19 protein-coding genes are annotated in these 14,268 nt (G+C 52.0%); 13 read left to right on the top strand and 6 right to left on the bottom strand.

All coding sequences use genetic code 11. The annotated features are described in order from the left end of the window. Window positions 1–38 precede the first annotated feature (38 nt). From HMPREF2661_RS03330 to HMPREF2661_RS03275, 13 genes are read left to right on the top strand one after another with little or no spacing between them, the layout of a single operon-like run. Window positions 39–542: a glycoside hydrolase family 108 protein gene (locus HMPREF2661_RS03330; RefSeq protein ID WP_070822340.1), complete on the top strand. Its 504-nt coding sequence runs from the start codon at window positions 39–41 to the stop codon at window positions 540–542. 12 nt (window positions 543–554) lie between these two features. Continuing rightward, window positions 555–728, top strand: a complete 174-nt coding sequence (locus HMPREF2661_RS11580) for a hypothetical protein (RefSeq protein ID WP_168166708.1) — start codon at window positions 555–557, stop codon at window positions 726–728. Then, entirely contained in the window at window positions 653–982 is a 330-nt protein-coding gene (locus tag HMPREF2661_RS11825; protein WP_070822339.1) for a hypothetical protein, read from the top strand. The genes HMPREF2661_RS11580 and HMPREF2661_RS11825 overlap by 76 nt, the downstream gene beginning before the upstream one ends. Then, a complete protein-coding gene (locus HMPREF2661_RS03320; protein ID WP_070822338.1) occupies window positions 966–1,361 on the top strand; it encodes a hypothetical protein in 396 nt (131 codons plus the stop codon). The genes HMPREF2661_RS11825 and HMPREF2661_RS03320 overlap by 17 nt, the downstream gene beginning before the upstream one ends. Continuing rightward, window positions 1,342–1,560 carry a hypothetical protein gene (locus tag HMPREF2661_RS03315; protein WP_049322366.1) on the top strand — a complete coding sequence of 73 codons (219 nt, stop codon included), beginning with the start codon at window positions 1,342–1,344 and terminating at the stop codon, window positions 1,558–1,560. Before HMPREF2661_RS03320 ends, HMPREF2661_RS03315 begins: the two co-directional genes overlap by 20 nt. Beyond that, window positions 1,553–1,762 (top strand): TraR/DksA family transcriptional regulator, encoded by a 210-nt coding sequence (locus HMPREF2661_RS03310; RefSeq protein ID WP_049332755.1) that lies wholly within the window; start codon window positions 1,553–1,555, stop codon window positions 1,760–1,762. The genes HMPREF2661_RS03315 and HMPREF2661_RS03310 overlap by 8 nt, the downstream gene beginning before the upstream one ends. Before the next feature lie 2 nt (window positions 1,763–1,764). Continuing rightward, window positions 1,765–2,085 (top strand): hypothetical protein, encoded by a 321-nt coding sequence (locus HMPREF2661_RS03305; RefSeq protein ID WP_013448349.1) that lies wholly within the window; start codon window positions 1,765–1,767, stop codon window positions 2,083–2,085. Further along, complete coding sequence (locus tag HMPREF2661_RS03300; protein ID WP_049322364.1) at window positions 2,082–2,399, top strand: hypothetical protein; 318 nt, start codon at window positions 2,082–2,084, stop codon at window positions 2,397–2,399. The genes HMPREF2661_RS03305 and HMPREF2661_RS03300 overlap by 4 nt, the downstream gene beginning before the upstream one ends. Window positions 2,400–2,401: 2 nt before the next feature. Continuing rightward, window positions 2,402–2,947, top strand: coding sequence for a DUF3486 family protein (locus HMPREF2661_RS03295; protein ID WP_049322363.1), 546 nt, complete (start codon window positions 2,402–2,404; stop codon window positions 2,945–2,947). Further along, on the top strand, window positions 2,944–4,458 hold the full coding sequence (locus HMPREF2661_RS03290) for a terminase large subunit domain-containing protein (protein ID WP_070822337.1): 1,515 nt from the start codon (window positions 2,944–2,946) through the stop codon (window positions 4,456–4,458). The genes HMPREF2661_RS03295 and HMPREF2661_RS03290 overlap by 4 nt, the downstream gene beginning before the upstream one ends. A 21-nt stretch (window positions 4,459–4,479) precedes the next feature. Next, window positions 4,480–5,991, top strand: coding sequence for a DUF935 domain-containing protein (locus tag HMPREF2661_RS03285; RefSeq protein ID WP_063068484.1), 1,512 nt, complete (start codon window positions 4,480–4,482; stop codon window positions 5,989–5,991). Then, complete coding sequence (locus HMPREF2661_RS03280; RefSeq protein ID WP_070822336.1) at window positions 5,988–6,893, top strand: phage head morphogenesis protein; 906 nt, start codon at window positions 5,988–5,990, stop codon at window positions 6,891–6,893. The genes HMPREF2661_RS03285 and HMPREF2661_RS03280 overlap by 4 nt, the downstream gene beginning before the upstream one ends. Window positions 6,894–6,895: 2 nt before the next feature. Continuing rightward, complete coding sequence (locus tag HMPREF2661_RS03275) at window positions 6,896–7,336, top strand: phage virion morphogenesis protein (protein ID WP_063068482.1); 441 nt, start codon at window positions 6,896–6,898, stop codon at window positions 7,334–7,336. 295 nt (window positions 7,337–7,631) lie between these two features. Here the strand turns inward: HMPREF2661_RS03275 and HMPREF2661_RS03270 are convergent, their stop codons facing one another. From HMPREF2661_RS03270 to mreC, 6 genes are all read right to left on the bottom strand, one after another. Further along, a complete protein-coding gene (locus HMPREF2661_RS03270; protein ID WP_049322892.1) occupies window positions 7,632–8,975 on the bottom strand; it encodes an aldehyde dehydrogenase family protein in 1,344 nt (447 codons plus the stop codon). Between the two features lie 79 nt (window positions 8,976–9,054). Beyond that, window positions 9,055–9,714 (bottom strand): MarC family protein, encoded by a 660-nt coding sequence (locus HMPREF2661_RS03265; RefSeq protein ID WP_036490425.1) that lies wholly within the window; start codon window positions 9,712–9,714, stop codon window positions 9,055–9,057. Window position 9,715: 1 nt separating this feature from the next. Next, on the bottom strand, window positions 9,716–10,867 hold the full coding sequence (rodA, locus tag HMPREF2661_RS03260; RefSeq protein WP_070822335.1) for a rod shape-determining protein RodA: 1,152 nt from the start codon (window positions 10,865–10,867) through the stop codon (window positions 9,716–9,718). Further along, a complete protein-coding gene (gene mrdA, locus HMPREF2661_RS03255) occupies window positions 10,860–12,908 on the bottom strand; it encodes a penicillin-binding protein 2 (RefSeq protein WP_070822334.1) in 2,049 nt (682 codons plus the stop codon). Before mrdA ends, rodA begins: the two co-directional genes overlap by 8 nt. Window positions 12,909–12,912: 4 nt before the next feature. Further along, window positions 12,913–13,413, bottom strand: coding sequence for a rod shape-determining protein MreD (gene mreD / locus HMPREF2661_RS03250; RefSeq protein WP_070822333.1), 501 nt, complete (start codon window positions 13,411–13,413; stop codon window positions 12,913–12,915). Window positions 13,414–13,417: 4 nt separating this feature from the next. Beyond that, window positions 13,418–14,260: a rod shape-determining protein MreC gene (gene mreC, locus HMPREF2661_RS03245; RefSeq protein ID WP_070822332.1), complete on the bottom strand. Its 843-nt coding sequence runs from the start codon at window positions 14,258–14,260 to the stop codon at window positions 13,418–13,420. Window positions 14,261–14,268 lie beyond the last annotated feature (8 nt).

Here is a 14,268-nt window from a genome sequence, read left to right as displayed (position 1 = left end):
TCCCTGTATTGATTTCAACCTCAATACAGGGATTTTTTATGTCCACCAAATTCAATCAATTCATTGAGCGCGTCCTCTCCCACGAGGGCGGCTATGTCAACCATCCCAAAGACCCCGGCGGCGAGACCAACTGGGGCATTACCAAACGCACTGCTCAGGCAAACGGCTACAACGGCTCCATGCGTGCCATGACCCGTGAGCAGGCGATCGGCATTTACCGTCAAGCATTTTGGGAACGCTATCACGCCGATCAAATGCCGGAAGCGGTTGCGTTCCAATTCTTCGATGCCTGCATCAACCACGGTCATGGCAATGCTGCCCGTATGCTGCAACGCGCCGCAGGCGTGCCGGACGACGGCGTTATCGGAGCATTCAGCCTCAAAGCCATCAATTCACTTCCTGAAAATGACCTCCTGCTCCGTTTCAACGCCGAGCGTCTGGTCTTTTATACCAAGCTGGGTACGTTCACATCATTTGGCAAAGGCTGGATTCGCCGCGTGGCACAAAACCTGATTCATGCGTCTGCAGATAACACCGATTAAAGGGAGAAAACCATGTCAAAAAAGTCACTCATCGCCCTAATGACCGCAGCCATGCTGCCCGATTTCAGCCACAGCGACCTGGGCATTCGCTACGCCATGCCGACTCAGGGGTGTTGGACGCAAGCCCACCGCAAGAGCGGGGTAGCCGCCGCGAAACGCGCAGCCAAAAAAAAGCGTCGTCAGTAACTGCCTTTTTCAAATGGTTGGGCGGCCTGGTATCTAATCCGGCCACAGGGAAAATCAGCCATACCAAACTATGGGCAAACGTGGCAGCCGCCTCTATGACCTATAAGTTCTCGCAAACAGCGGATGCGCCGGAATGGCTCTGGTGGGCTTATGGCGCATTGGTCGGCGGGTATGCATTAATCAAACGCGGCATCGCGGCGATTCCGCAGGTCGCTGAAATCCATAAAGGAAAAGACGATGTGGAAAACGCTTAATCCTATTTGGCAGACCCTGATTCTGATTTTGCTGATAGCAGGTGCAGTACCAACGATTTATTTCTGCGGCTATAAGTCCTCAGCAAAGAAGGCGGAAGCTGAAAAAGCCGAAGTCATTGCTACTTATCAGGCTTCAGCCTTGGCCGCCGAGCAGCTCTATACCGAAAAGCTCAAAGCGGCTAATGAAGAAAAACAGCGTTGGTTTGATTTCGCACAAGCACAAAGCCGCGATTTGGCAACCGCCTATCAGCAAATCGGCCGCCAAGCGGCTCAATTGGAGAAGCAGATTGATGAAACTGTACAAAAAGACGGCAACCGTTTTAATGGCCTTGGCACTAACAGCGTGCAACTCTACAACCGTGCCCTCGGCCACGATTAAAACCGTTACCGTAGCGGAAATTCCCCCCGTCTCTTCCGAGCTGCTGCTCGTTCACGAACGCCCCGAGCGTCTGAGTGGCGGCTCGCCCGAACAACTTTTAAACCACGCCGTCCGCTATGGCGAATACTGCCAAAAACTGGAAAAACAAATTTCTGGCTGGCAGACATGGTACAAGAAAGGCCGTCTGAAAAATGACTGATTTTGCCGACCGCGCATCCGAACGCGAAGCCATCTTTCTCGCAGCATCCCTGGCAAAGCATCAACCGCCGTCTGAAACCACCGCCAGCCTCAGTCATTGTGAAGATTGCGGTGCGCCGATACCAAAAGCAAGACAACAGGCAGTCAAAGGCTGTACGCGCTGCGTTGTCTGCCAAGAATATTTTGAACACGGATGGCCATAAAAATGGAAAAAACCTTTATTCACATCGAGTTTTGGCAACTTGTCGGCTTTTTACTCTCATTCCTCGGCATCTGTTTCACCTTCGGCAAAATGCTGCTGGCTCAATTCCGCGAGCAGCAGGACGAACGCCAAAAACAGCAGGAACGCCTACAGGGTAAAGTCGAAATCATGGAAAACAAACTGGCGGAATTCAATGCCGGCCTGCCTCTGACATACGTCCTGCGTGAAGACTACATCCGCAATCAGGTCGTTTTGGAAGCCAAACTCGACAACGTCGCTGAGAAACTCACTGAAATCTACAAAATGGAAAGCGTAAAAAAATGATTAGCCAGGAACTGATCGCCAAACAACGGCGCGAGGGTATGCGTTGGAACATTATCAACACCCTTAATAAAGCCCGACCGCACACAACAAGCGAAACCTTCTTGTTGGACATCATGAACGCGATTTACCCGCAAACCACCGCACTGGAGCTGCGCCAACAACTTGATTATCTGGCTGACCGCAAAATGGTAGACCTCAATAAAGCCCCGCACGGCCTGTGGTTTGCCGACTTGACCAGTTTGGGTGTCGATATTGCCGAATATACGGTGGAGTGCCGTGCCGGTATTGCACGGCCTGAGAAAGTATGGAGCTAGGCATGGCGCAACGCAGCAGCATTGAAAAACTCCCCGAAGCCGTCCGGCACGAATTTGAACGGAAACTGGTAGAAAACGGTTTTTCAGACTACCAAGCCATTGCCGAATGGCTGCAAGACCAAGGCTATGAAATCAGCCGCTCCGCCGCCCACCGCTACGGCCAAAAAGTGCAACGCCGTTTTGCCGCCATCAAATCCAGCACCGAAGCCGCGCGACTGATTGCCGAAGGCGCAGCCGATGAAGGCGATACCCGTAGCGAAGCCCTGATGGCCATGCTGCAAACCGAACTGTTCGACGCATTGGTAGCCATAGGCGAGATGGACAGCGAAGAATTAAACGCGCTCGACCGTTTCGGCGTGATGGCCGAGGGTGCGAAGAAAATTAGCGGTCTGATTTCCGCCAGCACACGCCTGAAAGAGTATCAGGCCAAGGTCAAAGCCAAAGTACAGGCGGCCGCCGAAGATGTAGCCAAGCAGGCCAAGAAAGGCGGCTTGTCTGAAGAATCGGTCGAGGCCATCCGCAAGCATATTTTAGGGATTGCATCATGACGCCGTCTGAAATCCGAAATACCCGCCCATCAGAAGACCGTACCCCTACGGTCTTATTGCCGTATCAGCAGGCTTGGTGTGCCGACCAGTCGCCTGTGAAGCTGTGCGAGAAATCGCGCCGTATCGGTTTGAGCTGGGGAGAGGCTGCCGATACCGCCTTGCTGGCCGCATCCGCTAAAGGCATGGACGCATGGTACATCGGCTATAACAAAGACATGGCCTTGGAGTTTATCCGCGACTGTGCAGGCTGGGCGAAGCATTACCAGCTGGCGGCAGGCGAAATCGAAGAAACCGAGGAAGTGTTTGTCGAAGGCGACGATCGCCAGTCGGTACTGGCTTTCGTGATTCGCTTTGCTTCGGGCTACCGCATTACCGCCTTATCCAGCCGGCCTTCCAACCTGCGCGGTAAACAAGGCCGCGTGATTATTGATGAAGCAGCGTTCCACGAACAGCTCGGCGAATTGCTTAAAGCGGCAATGGCCTTGCTGATGTGGGGCGGCCAGGTGCATATCATCTCTACGCATGACGGCGTAGACAACCCGTTCAACGAGTTGATTAACGATGTGCGTGCAGGGAAAAAACCTTATTCCGTCCACCGCATTACCTTTGACGAAGCGGTTGAACAAGGCTTGTACCGCCGTATCTGTCTGCGTTTGGGCAAGGATTGGACACCCCAAGGCGAAGCCGCGTGGTGTAAGGAAATCCGCGATTTCTACGGCGAAGATGCCAGCGAAGAGTTGGACTGTATCCCGAAAAACGGCGGCGGCAAATGGCTCAACCGTGCCTTAATCGAAAGCCGTATGACCCCATACACGCCGGTTATCCGCTACGACCAGACCGACGATTTCGGCCTGCTGCCCGAACCGCGCCGCGCTGCCGAAGTGGCGGACTGGATAGCCGATACCCTGCAGCCGCTGCTCGACGGCTTGGACAAAACCCGCGTTTCTTTTGTAGGCGAAGACTTTGCCCGCTCGGGCGACCGCACCGTGATTGTGCCGCTCTTACAAAGCAAAGACCTGATTTTAAAACCGCCGTTTGTTTTGGAACTGGGCAATATGCCGTTTGCCCAGCAGGAGCAAATTATGCAGCACCTGTTGGCCAAGCTACCCAATCTGCGCGGCGCGGCCTTGGATGCGCGAGGCAACGGTCAATCTCTGGCCGAAGCCATGCGCGATGCGTTCGGCGCAGAAGTGGTGGAAGCCGTGATGCTGTCGGAAAACTGGTACCGCACCCATACCGCTCCGTTCAAAGCCGCCCTCGAAGACGGCACACTCGACTGCCTGCCGCGAGATGAAGACATCCTCACCGATTTACGTGCGTTCGAATTAGTCAAAGGCGTGCCTCGTATTCCGGACACCCGAACTAAAGGTCAAGACGGCAAAAAACGCCACGGCGACGCAGCGATTGCCTTTGTCCTTGCCCATTACGCCAGCCGCGAACTCAATACCGGACCGGTACGCGTGGCCAGCCGCCGCGTGCGTCGAATTAGCAGAACAACGCATGGCTTTTAGGCCGTCTGAAAAGAGAATCCCATGAAAAAACCGCATTTCAAACTCAAAACCAATCATGGCAACATCACCTTCAAACCCGATGACCTGACCGGCCATATCGCCGTCTCACGCCAATTTTTAGGCGGTTTCGGCGGTTGGTTGCCTAATCCTGACCCGATTCTGCGCAAGATGGGCAAGCAAATCCATGTTTACCGCGAATTGTTGCGCGACGAGCTGGTCGGTAGCTTCGTGCGCCGCCGCAAAGCCGCTGTGGCACGGCTGGATTGGAAACTCAGCGGCGATGAGGTCGAAGATCGTGTATTGGATTTTGTCGAAAATTGGCTGGCCGCTGATGTCGATGTTTATAAGATCTGCAAAGACATCATGAATGCCTCATTTTTCGGCTATCAGCCTATCGAAATTATCTGGCAAAAAGGCAGTCAATGGCTGCCGTCTGAAATTGTGGCCAAGCCGCAGGAATGGTTCGGATTCAATGATGAGCGTGAGTTGGTTTTTACCGAAAACGGCTTGAGCCAAGAGCCGCTACCGCCTTATAAATTTCTGTGTCCGCGCCATGAGGACGACTATCTTAACCCTTACGGCCTAGGTGATTTGGGTTTGGTGTTTTGGCTGGTAACTTTCAAACGCGGCGGCATGAAATTTTGGGTAAGTTTCACCGAAAAATACGGCGCACCTTGGCTCATTGGCAAAGAGCCACGCTCCAATACCCATAGCGACACCGAAAAGTTGCTCGACGCATTGGAAGCCTTAATAAGCAATTCGGTCGGCACGATTCCGAATGATTCCAGCGTCGAAATTCACGAAGCCAGCGGCAAGTCATCATCAGTAGATGCATTCGACAAGCTGCTGAAAGAGTGTAAGTCCGGCATCAACATTGCCTTGCTTGGCCAAGACCAAACCACCGACAAAGAAACCAACCATGCCAGTGCCAGCGCGGGCTTGGAAATTGCCGACGATATCCGTGACGGCGACCGCCGTATTGTTGAAGCGGCGTTTAACGAATTGATTGAATGGGTGGTGGAACTGAATTTTGGCGATGTGGCTTGTCCGAAATTCGAGCTGTTTGAAAACGAGGAGGCAGGCACAAAAGAGCGTGCTGAGCGCGACAGTTTGCTGTCCGGCGCGGGTGTGAAATTCACTCCGCAATATTGGAAACGCACTTATGGCTTAGAGGATGGCGACATCATCGAAACGGCTGAAATCCTGACCATGCCGTCTGAAAACGAACGCAGTGAGTTTCTGAGCAGCAAAAATCGGCCGGTCGATTTCGCAGAAAGCCGAGACGAAAGTGATGCCGGTTTAATTATCGACACACTTACCCCCGATGCAGGCCGTCTGAATGAGCAAGGCAAAGCACTGACGGTCGCACTGGTGGCCGAAATCAAAAAAGGAGAAACGCAAGACAATATTCTTGACCGATTGGCCGAAGCCTTCCCCAATATGGACGACAGCATCTTGCAAGAAGAGCTGGCACGAGTGATTTTTTTGTCGGATTTGGTCGGTCGTATTGAAGCGCGTGGAGAGTTGGCATGAATCCCGAAGACATCAAAGCCATTTTCGGCATGAAGCCCGAAGCGGCAGTCGAATACCTGAAGCAAAAAGGCGTGGCTGTTTCGTGGGACTGGCAGGACATGCTGGACGACGCACACGCCACCGCCTTTACCGTGGCCAAAACCGCAGGCATGGACGTGGCCAACGACATTTATCGCGCAGTCGTCAAAGCTGCAGAGACCGGCCAAACACTGGAGCAGTTTCAGAAAACACTTACACCGGTATTGCAAAGCAAAGGTTGGTGGGGACGCACCCCAACAACCAATCCGGACACTGGCGAAGCCCAAACTGTTCAACTCGGTAGCCCGCACCGCCTGAAAACCATCTATCTGACCAATATGCAGTCAGCCTACATGGCTGGACGCTACGCTGAAATGATGGATTCTGTCGACACCCACCCGTATTGGCAATACGTCGCTATAAACGACAGCCGCACCCGTGACAGCCACCGTAGAATGCACGGTCGTGTCTATGCAGCAGCCGACCCGGTTTGGGACACCATGTATCCGCCGTTGGATTTCCGCTGCCGCTGCCGCGTGCGTCCATTATCACGCGCCGCAGGAGAAAGCCGTGCCTTACCCAGTCCGACACTTGAGACTCAAACCGTCGACATCGGTAGCAACGAATACACCGGAGAAGCCCGCTACGCCCAACGCACCGGCTTGCGGATTGACGGAAAGTTTGTTGCCCCAAGCGCAGGCTTCAATGCCAACCAAGGAAAAGCCATGCTCTCGCGAATGGCTTCCGTAGCCGTCCAAAAAGCACAATCCGTTCATCCCGATATTGCACGCGTAGCCTTAAAAACCATGATGACCAACAGCAAATTCAAATCCTCATTATCTGCTGTCGATTTGGCATGGGTACTAAAATTAATCAAAGGTTAGATATGCTTGAAATTAATCTTGATACTTCATCACTAGATCGTGGCTTGAGCCAGCTTCTACAAAACGTAAGCCATCCGCGCAAAATAATGAAAGCCATCGCGACCGAAATGACTTCATTAACCGAAGAAAACTTCGAAAGCGAAAGTTTCGGTGGAAACAGATGGAAACAAAGCCAACGCGCAGCTCAAGGCGGGCAGACTCTGCAACTGACCGGCCAACTTGCAGCCAGCATCTCCACACAAGTAGGCAACGACTTTGCACGTATCGGAAGCAACAAACCATATGCGGCAATCCACCACTTGGGTGGCTCCGCAGGCAGAAACCATAGCGTCCAACTTCCAGCCCGACCCTATCTACCAATCAACGGCAGTGGTCAACTTCAAAACGGAGCAGATAAACGCATCCTTGATATTGCAATTGAGTCACTCAGCTCAGGCTTGTAAAACAAAAAAAGACGAGCAAATTACGCCCGTCTTTTTGTTGCACTCTATGAAACTGCTTTTCACAAAACCAATCCCACCAAATCCCGCTCCATCCAAAATAATCCCAATTATCTCAGAGACTCTATATATTTATCTCATTGGGTTTCAATTGCTTTCTAAGATAGGTTGCTTATTTTTGAGCCGCTTTGATTTTGCGGAATCGGTATAGGTTTAAATACAACATTTTTGCCAGTCTTTAAAAAACATCAGGCCGTCTGAAATTAGGTTTTCAGACGGCCTGAGTGAATGAAACGGTTTATTTTTGCCAATAGGTTTTGACGTTGACGAATTCGTACAGTCCGAATTCGGATAGCTCCCGTCCGTAGCCTGAAGCTTTGACGCCGCCAAAGGGAAGGCGCAAGTCGCTGCTGGTGTGGCGGTTGATAAAGACAGAGCCTGCTTGGATTTTTTCAGCATATTTCCATGCATTTGCCGTGTCGGCTGTGTAGATACAGGCGCCGAGGCCGAAGGGTGTGTCATTGGCAAGTGCGACGGCGTGCTCCGGATTGTCGGCGCGTAAGATCATGGCAACCGGGCCGAAGACTTCTTCATGCCAAACGCGGCAGTTTGGATTGACTTGATCCAAGACGGTAGCCGGGTAAAACCAGCTTTGTCCATCAGGAATATAGCCACCGCTCAAGCATTGCGCGCCGTGTGCAACCGCATCTTGAACCTGCTCGTGCACGTTTTGGCGCAGGTCTTGGCGGTGAAGCGGGGCAAGGGTGGTGTTTGGGTCTTTAGGATTGCCGGTTTGTAGTTTGGCACACTCGGTAAGGAAAAGCGGGATAAATTGTTCGGCAATATCTTGGGTAACAATGATGCGTTTGGCGGCGTTGCAGGATTGTCCGGCATCACGGAAGCGCGAATAGCAGGCGTCGATGGCTGCGCGTTGGAGGTCGGCGTCGGGCAGGATGATAAACGGATTGCTGCCGCCCAGTTCAAGGACGGTTTTTTTCAGATGTTTGCCTGCATGGGCAGCCAGCAGTCGGCCGGTATGGGTCGAACCGGTGAATGCCATGGCATCGGTATCTTCGATGGCTTTAAGCGTGTCTTCATGGTTTAACCATGCGCCGATAAGCGGCAAATCTTTGGGGACGAGGCTGAAGAGGGTTTCGCTGACGCGGGCAACACTGGGTGCAGGTTTGACCGCGCAGGCATTGCCGGCGCACAGGGCTGGGATGGCAAATCGTAAAATCTGCCAAACAGGATAGTTCCACGGCATGACCGCCAAAACAACGCCTAAAGGCTCGAAGCGGACTTGGCTGAGGCTGGCTTGGGTGGCGATGGTTTTATGGGCAAGCAGCTCGGGGGCAAGGCGGACGTAGTAGCGGATAAGCTCGATGGATTTGCTGATTTCTGCACGGCATTCGTGCAGGCAGCGTCCGACTTCTTCGCAAACCATTTCGGCGAGGCGTTCTTGGTTTTGGGCGAGGCTGTCAGCAAATTGCTGTAAGAGGGCGGTGCGCTCGGTAATGCTTGATTGCGCGAAGGTTTGCTGAAGGGTTTGGAGGCGGTTTAATTCGTCGGTGAACTCGGTATAGCTTTGCGCCGGTCGGCGGTAAATGGTTTCTCCGGTGAAGACATAGGTGCTGTGAAACATGGTTGGCTCCTTTGTTTTTATGTTTTTATGAGGCCGTCTGAAAATGTTTCAGACGGCCTTTTATTGTAATAATTGTACTTCAAGCGACCAGTTGAGGAAAAATAGATTTTAAGCCGGCAACAATAATCTCTACGGAAATGGCGGCAAGCATCATGCCCATAATGCGGTTGAGGATGGTCAGGCCGGTCGTGCCCAAGCGTTTGCTGATGCGTCCGGCAACGATCAGGATGAGATAGCAAATCAGGCTGACCAGAAAGCCGGAGATGATAATCAGGGCAATATCGCTGTAATTTTTGGCGGCAGAGGAGTAAATGATGACGGTAGAAATACCGCCGGGACCGATGGTAATCGGAATGGCAATGGGGACGACGGCAATGGCTTTTTCATTGCGGCGGACTTGTTGCGCATGGTGATGCTCTTCTGAATTGGGGTCGATTTTGGGCTTGGCCGGATTGTCGTTGCCATTCATCAAGGAGATGGCAATCAGTAAAACCAAAATGCCGCCGCCGACTTGGAAAGAGCCCACGCTGATGCCGAGTACTTTCAACAAGATACCGCCGCTCAGTGCAAAGACGACAATCACGATGAAAACGGCCAGTGCGGCAGTACGCGCAATTCTGCGTTTTTCTTTGGTGCTGTGGTCTTGCGTCAGGTCAAGATAAATCGAGAGTGCGCTGAAGGGGTTGATCAGTACAAGAAGTGCAACGAGAAGTTTGCCGATTTCTACACCTAATTCCATATTATTCCTTGCTTTCAGTCAGGTCGTCGTTGTCCATATTACGACGGCGGAGGTTTTTATGTTCGTTGGCAATACCCATCAACAGGGCGAGCACCACCATGATGGAAAGCGTAGCCGTACCGCCGTAGCTGACCAAGGGGAGGGGGACGCCGACGACGGGCAAAATACCGCTGACCATGCCCATGTTTACAAAGGCGTAGCAGAAAAAGGTCATGGTCAATGCGCCTGCCAAAGTACGGCTGTAAAGGGATTGCGCTTGTGCGGCAATCCACAATCCGCGTGCCAAAATGATAAGGTAAACCAGCAGCAAAAGGATATTGCCGATCAGGCCGAATTCTTCGCCGAATACCGCAAAAATAAAGTCAGTCGTTGATTCGGGAATATAGTCCAAATGGGTTTGCGTGCCGTTGAGCCAGCCTTTACCCCATACGCCGCCCGAGCCAATGGCAATCATGGATTGGATGATGTGGTAGCCCGCGCCTAACGGGTCTTTGGTTGGGTCGAGCAAGGTAAGGACGCGGGTTTTCTGGTAGTCATGCATGCCGTAGTTCCATAAGAGCGGCAGGGCGGCCACAAAGGCAATAATGGCGGCAAAAATGGCTTTCCAGGGCAATCCGGCAAAAAAGATGACAAAAATGCCTGAAGCCATAATCAGCGCGGCCGTACCGAGGTCGGGCTGCTTCAAAATCAGGGCGACAGGAACAAGAATCAGCACGAGGGCGACAATATAATGTATCCATTTCAGACGGCCTTCATAGCGTTGGAAATACCACGCGACAGTCATGGGAATGCCGATTTTCATAATTTCGGAAGGTTGGATACGGGTAAAGCCGAGGCTCAGCCAACGGGTCGAACCGTTGACGGTAACGCCGGCAACTTCGACGCCAATCAGCAGTAATACGCCGACAATGTAAATAGGCAGGGCAACTTTGGCAGCCGTTTGCGGCTTGAATACGGCGATAATCCATAACAGGGCAAAGCCCAAAACGGTATGGATGGTTTTGTTTTCCAATTGGCCGAACTCTTGCCCGTCTGCAGAATAGAGCAAAAACAGGCTCATGATGTAGATGGCGAGCATGGCAAAAAACAGCCAAGGGTCAATCGGGGCTGCAATGGTGGATTTGAACGTTTTCCACGCTGATGTGTTATTCATGGTGAACCTCCGGCTGTTGGGCAGGGCTTGTCGGCGTCAGTCCGTAGGCGGATTGGAAAATGCTGGTGATAGGCTGATGTTTATCAGTTTTTTCAGTTTGGGCCGAATCTGTTTCTAGGCCGCCTGAAAACTGTTGCGGCTTAACATTAAGCATATAAAAATCAGTCATTTCACGGGCCAATGGCGCGGCATACGCACCCCAGCCGCCGTTTTCCAAAATAACGGCAATGGCGATTTCAGGTTTTTCCAATGGTGCAAACGAGATAAACCATGCGTGGTCGCGGTGTTGTTCGCGCAGGGCTGCGGCATTGTAGCGGCCGCCTTGTTTAATTTGTACGACTTGGGCCGTACCGGTTTTACCGCCCATCGTATAAGCGAGTCCTCCACCGATACGGTGTGCCGTACCGCCCGGTTTCAATACCTTCTCCATTGCGCGTTTGACGTATTCGAAGTTGTCGGCTTTAAACGGAATTTGACGTTCGGGATTAGGATTGATGCGGGTAATTTTGCGCGCACCGAAATCCAATATTTCTTTGACCAAATGCGGCTGATGGACAACACCGTTGTTGGCCAGAGAGGCTGTCGCATGTGCCATTTGCAAAGGCGTGTAGGCATTGTAGCCTTGGCCGATACTGACGGAAACCATCTCGCCGGCACGCCATTCTTTGGCAGTCGGGTCGGAAGATTTGGCAAAGCGTTTGGCTTTCCATTCGCGGCTGGGCAAAACGCCTGTGTATTCGCTGGGCAGATCAATACCGGTTTTTTGGCCGAAACCGAATTGCGCCAGATACGGAGAGGCTTTGTCGATACCCATTTCGTAACCCAAGCGGTAGAAGAAGGTATCTGAGGATACTTGAATGGCTTTGCTCAAGTTGGCCGAGCCGTGACCGCTGCGGACGGAGTCGCGGAAAATATGGCGGCTGCCGGGTATACTCCATGCGCCAGGGGCGGGGACGATGGTGTTTTGAGTGATTTTGCCGCTTTCCAACAAAGCCATGCCCATAAAGGGTTTGAATGTAGAGCCCGGCGGATAGAGGCCTTGGGTAACGCGGTTGATCAAAGGCTTTTTCCAATCGTCATTCAGCATTTTCCAAGTATCGCTGTCGATGCCGTCAATAAAGAGGTTGGGATCGAAAGAAGGTTTGGAAACAAAAGCCAAGACGGTACCATCTTGCGGATTAATGGCTACCAATGCGCCACGGCGGTCGCCCAAGATTCGGTCGGCTTCCTGCTGCATACGGATATCCATCCCTAGGCGCAAAGTTTGCCCCATTTTGGACGGGACATTTTTCAATACGCGGACGATATTGCCGTAAGCGTCTTTTTCGACTTCTTGATAGCCTGGAACGCCATGAAGCTGGTGTTCGTAATATTTTTCCAAGCCGGATTTGCCGATATGCGTACTGCCGCGGTAGAGGGCGGTCAGGCCTTCTTCTTCCAGCATTTCTTTGTCTTTATCGCTAATACGGCCGATGTAGCCCAAGAAATGGGAGGTCAGCTTGCCGTAAGGATATTCGCGGAATGTGCGTGAATTGACCTCTACGCCTTTGAATTCGCGCAGATGCACAGACAAGCGTGCAGCCTCTTCATCGGTCAGCCTGAGCTTGAGCGGGATATTTTCAAATTTTCGATAGCTTTCGCGGTATTTTTTGAAGCGTTTTAAATCTGTCGGCGTGATATCGACGTATTTTTTCAATGCTTCAATGACATTTTCCATCTTGCCTTCGATGCGGCTGGGAATAACTTCAAGCGAAAAGACGGGATAGTTTTTGGCCAAAGGAACGCCATTGATGTCGACGATTTCGCCGCGTACGGGCGGTGTTGGAATCAGGGTGATGCGGTTGCTCGATGCTTGGCCGGAAAACTCATTGTGTTGAGTCACTTGCAGGTAGAAGAACCGCGCCAGCAAAATGGAAAAGAAGATAACAATCAGGATAAACGCAACGAGCAGGCGTAATAAAGCATCGGCTTGTGCTGCCTGAGCGGAAGGTTTTTGGGTATGTTGACCACCGGAAAGACGGCGTGGAAGAATCGGTTTCATCTTTTCAGTGCGCGCGGTAAATACGGGTCACGATCAGCATCAGCTGGCTGAGTATCGGCCAAAGCAGTGCGCCGACAAATGGGGCAACAAAGCCTTGCAAAGTGATGACCTGATGATTGAGGAACAGACGGGCAGCAGTTAAAACGGCCTGATTGAGCAACAACGCAGCCAAGGCAGCGGCCAATTGTATAATGTGGCCGTACAGCATGATTTGGCGGCGTCGGTTTAAGATGAAATAAGTCATCACAACGTAAGACAGGGCGTGCAGGCCCAAAGTCGCGGCGGTTGCGGCATCGACAATCAGACCGATGGCAAAAGCCAGTCCCATGCCTGCGCGTTGCGGCTGGTGCAATGTCCAATACAGCAACATTAGTGCCGTCATTTCAGGCAGCCAGAAGAATCCGTCAAAGGAAAACGGCATAAAGTCCAGTATCATCATCACAATGAGACTGGCCGCCATGATATGCAGCGGTACTGCACGGTAAGAATCGTCAAAATCGTTCATGAAATCAGCGTGGGGAAGAAGGGGCGGAAGAAAGTACCAAGACAAAACGGCTGCTGCGTAAAGCGGCCAAAGGCGTCAGTTGCGTATCGTAATAAGGCGTTCCCGATGCACGGACAACCTTGCTGACGGTTGCAACGGGAATCCCCGCCGGATAAGTACCGTCCAAGCCGGAAGTCAGCAGAACATCGTCGGGTTTCAAGTCCGAGCCGGTTGGAAAATAGCGTAAATCCAAACCGCTGCCATTGCCGTATGCCAAATTACGTTCGCCGGTGCGGCTGACGGCTATGGGGACAATACTTTGTCCGCTTGAGATCAGCTCAATTTCCGCGCTTTGTGTGTGAACTTGTGTCAACAGGCCGATCAAACCGCTTTGATCGATGACCGCATCGCCAACTTTCAAGCCGTCTTGACTGCCTTTGCCGATAATCAGTCTTTCGGAAAGCGGATCTTTGCCATTGGAAATGACTTCTGCGCCGATAACATTGTGGATGCCTTTTTGTTGCAAACCGTACAGTTTTTTCAATTCGCGCAATTCATTGGTATTGACTTTATCCCGCTGCAAATCGATTTTCAGACGGCCATTTTCTTCCAAAAGCAGGCGGTTTTGTTCCAAAAGCTCGGATTTGGACTGGGAGAGGTCGGCAAAATATTGATAAAGTTGAACGGGTTGATTGGCCAGCCATTGAGCAGGATAGAGCATGGGCATTACCGCCGCACGCACAGGCTGCATCAATGAAAAGCGATAATCTGCCACCATCAGGCCGGCAGCCAGGGCGACATAAACGACAAAACGAGGCAACAGCTTAGGGCCTTTTACCTCGTCAAAGCGCAAAGAAGAGCGTTCCATAGCCATCT

It is taken from the genome of Neisseria sp. HMSC061B04, assembly GCF_001836705.1.
Taxonomy (GTDB): Bacteria; Pseudomonadota; Gammaproteobacteria; order Burkholderiales; family Neisseriaceae; genus Neisseria.
The sequence above is the reverse complement of the archived record's forward strand: the minus strand, read 5'-3'. Positions and strand labels throughout refer to the sequence as shown.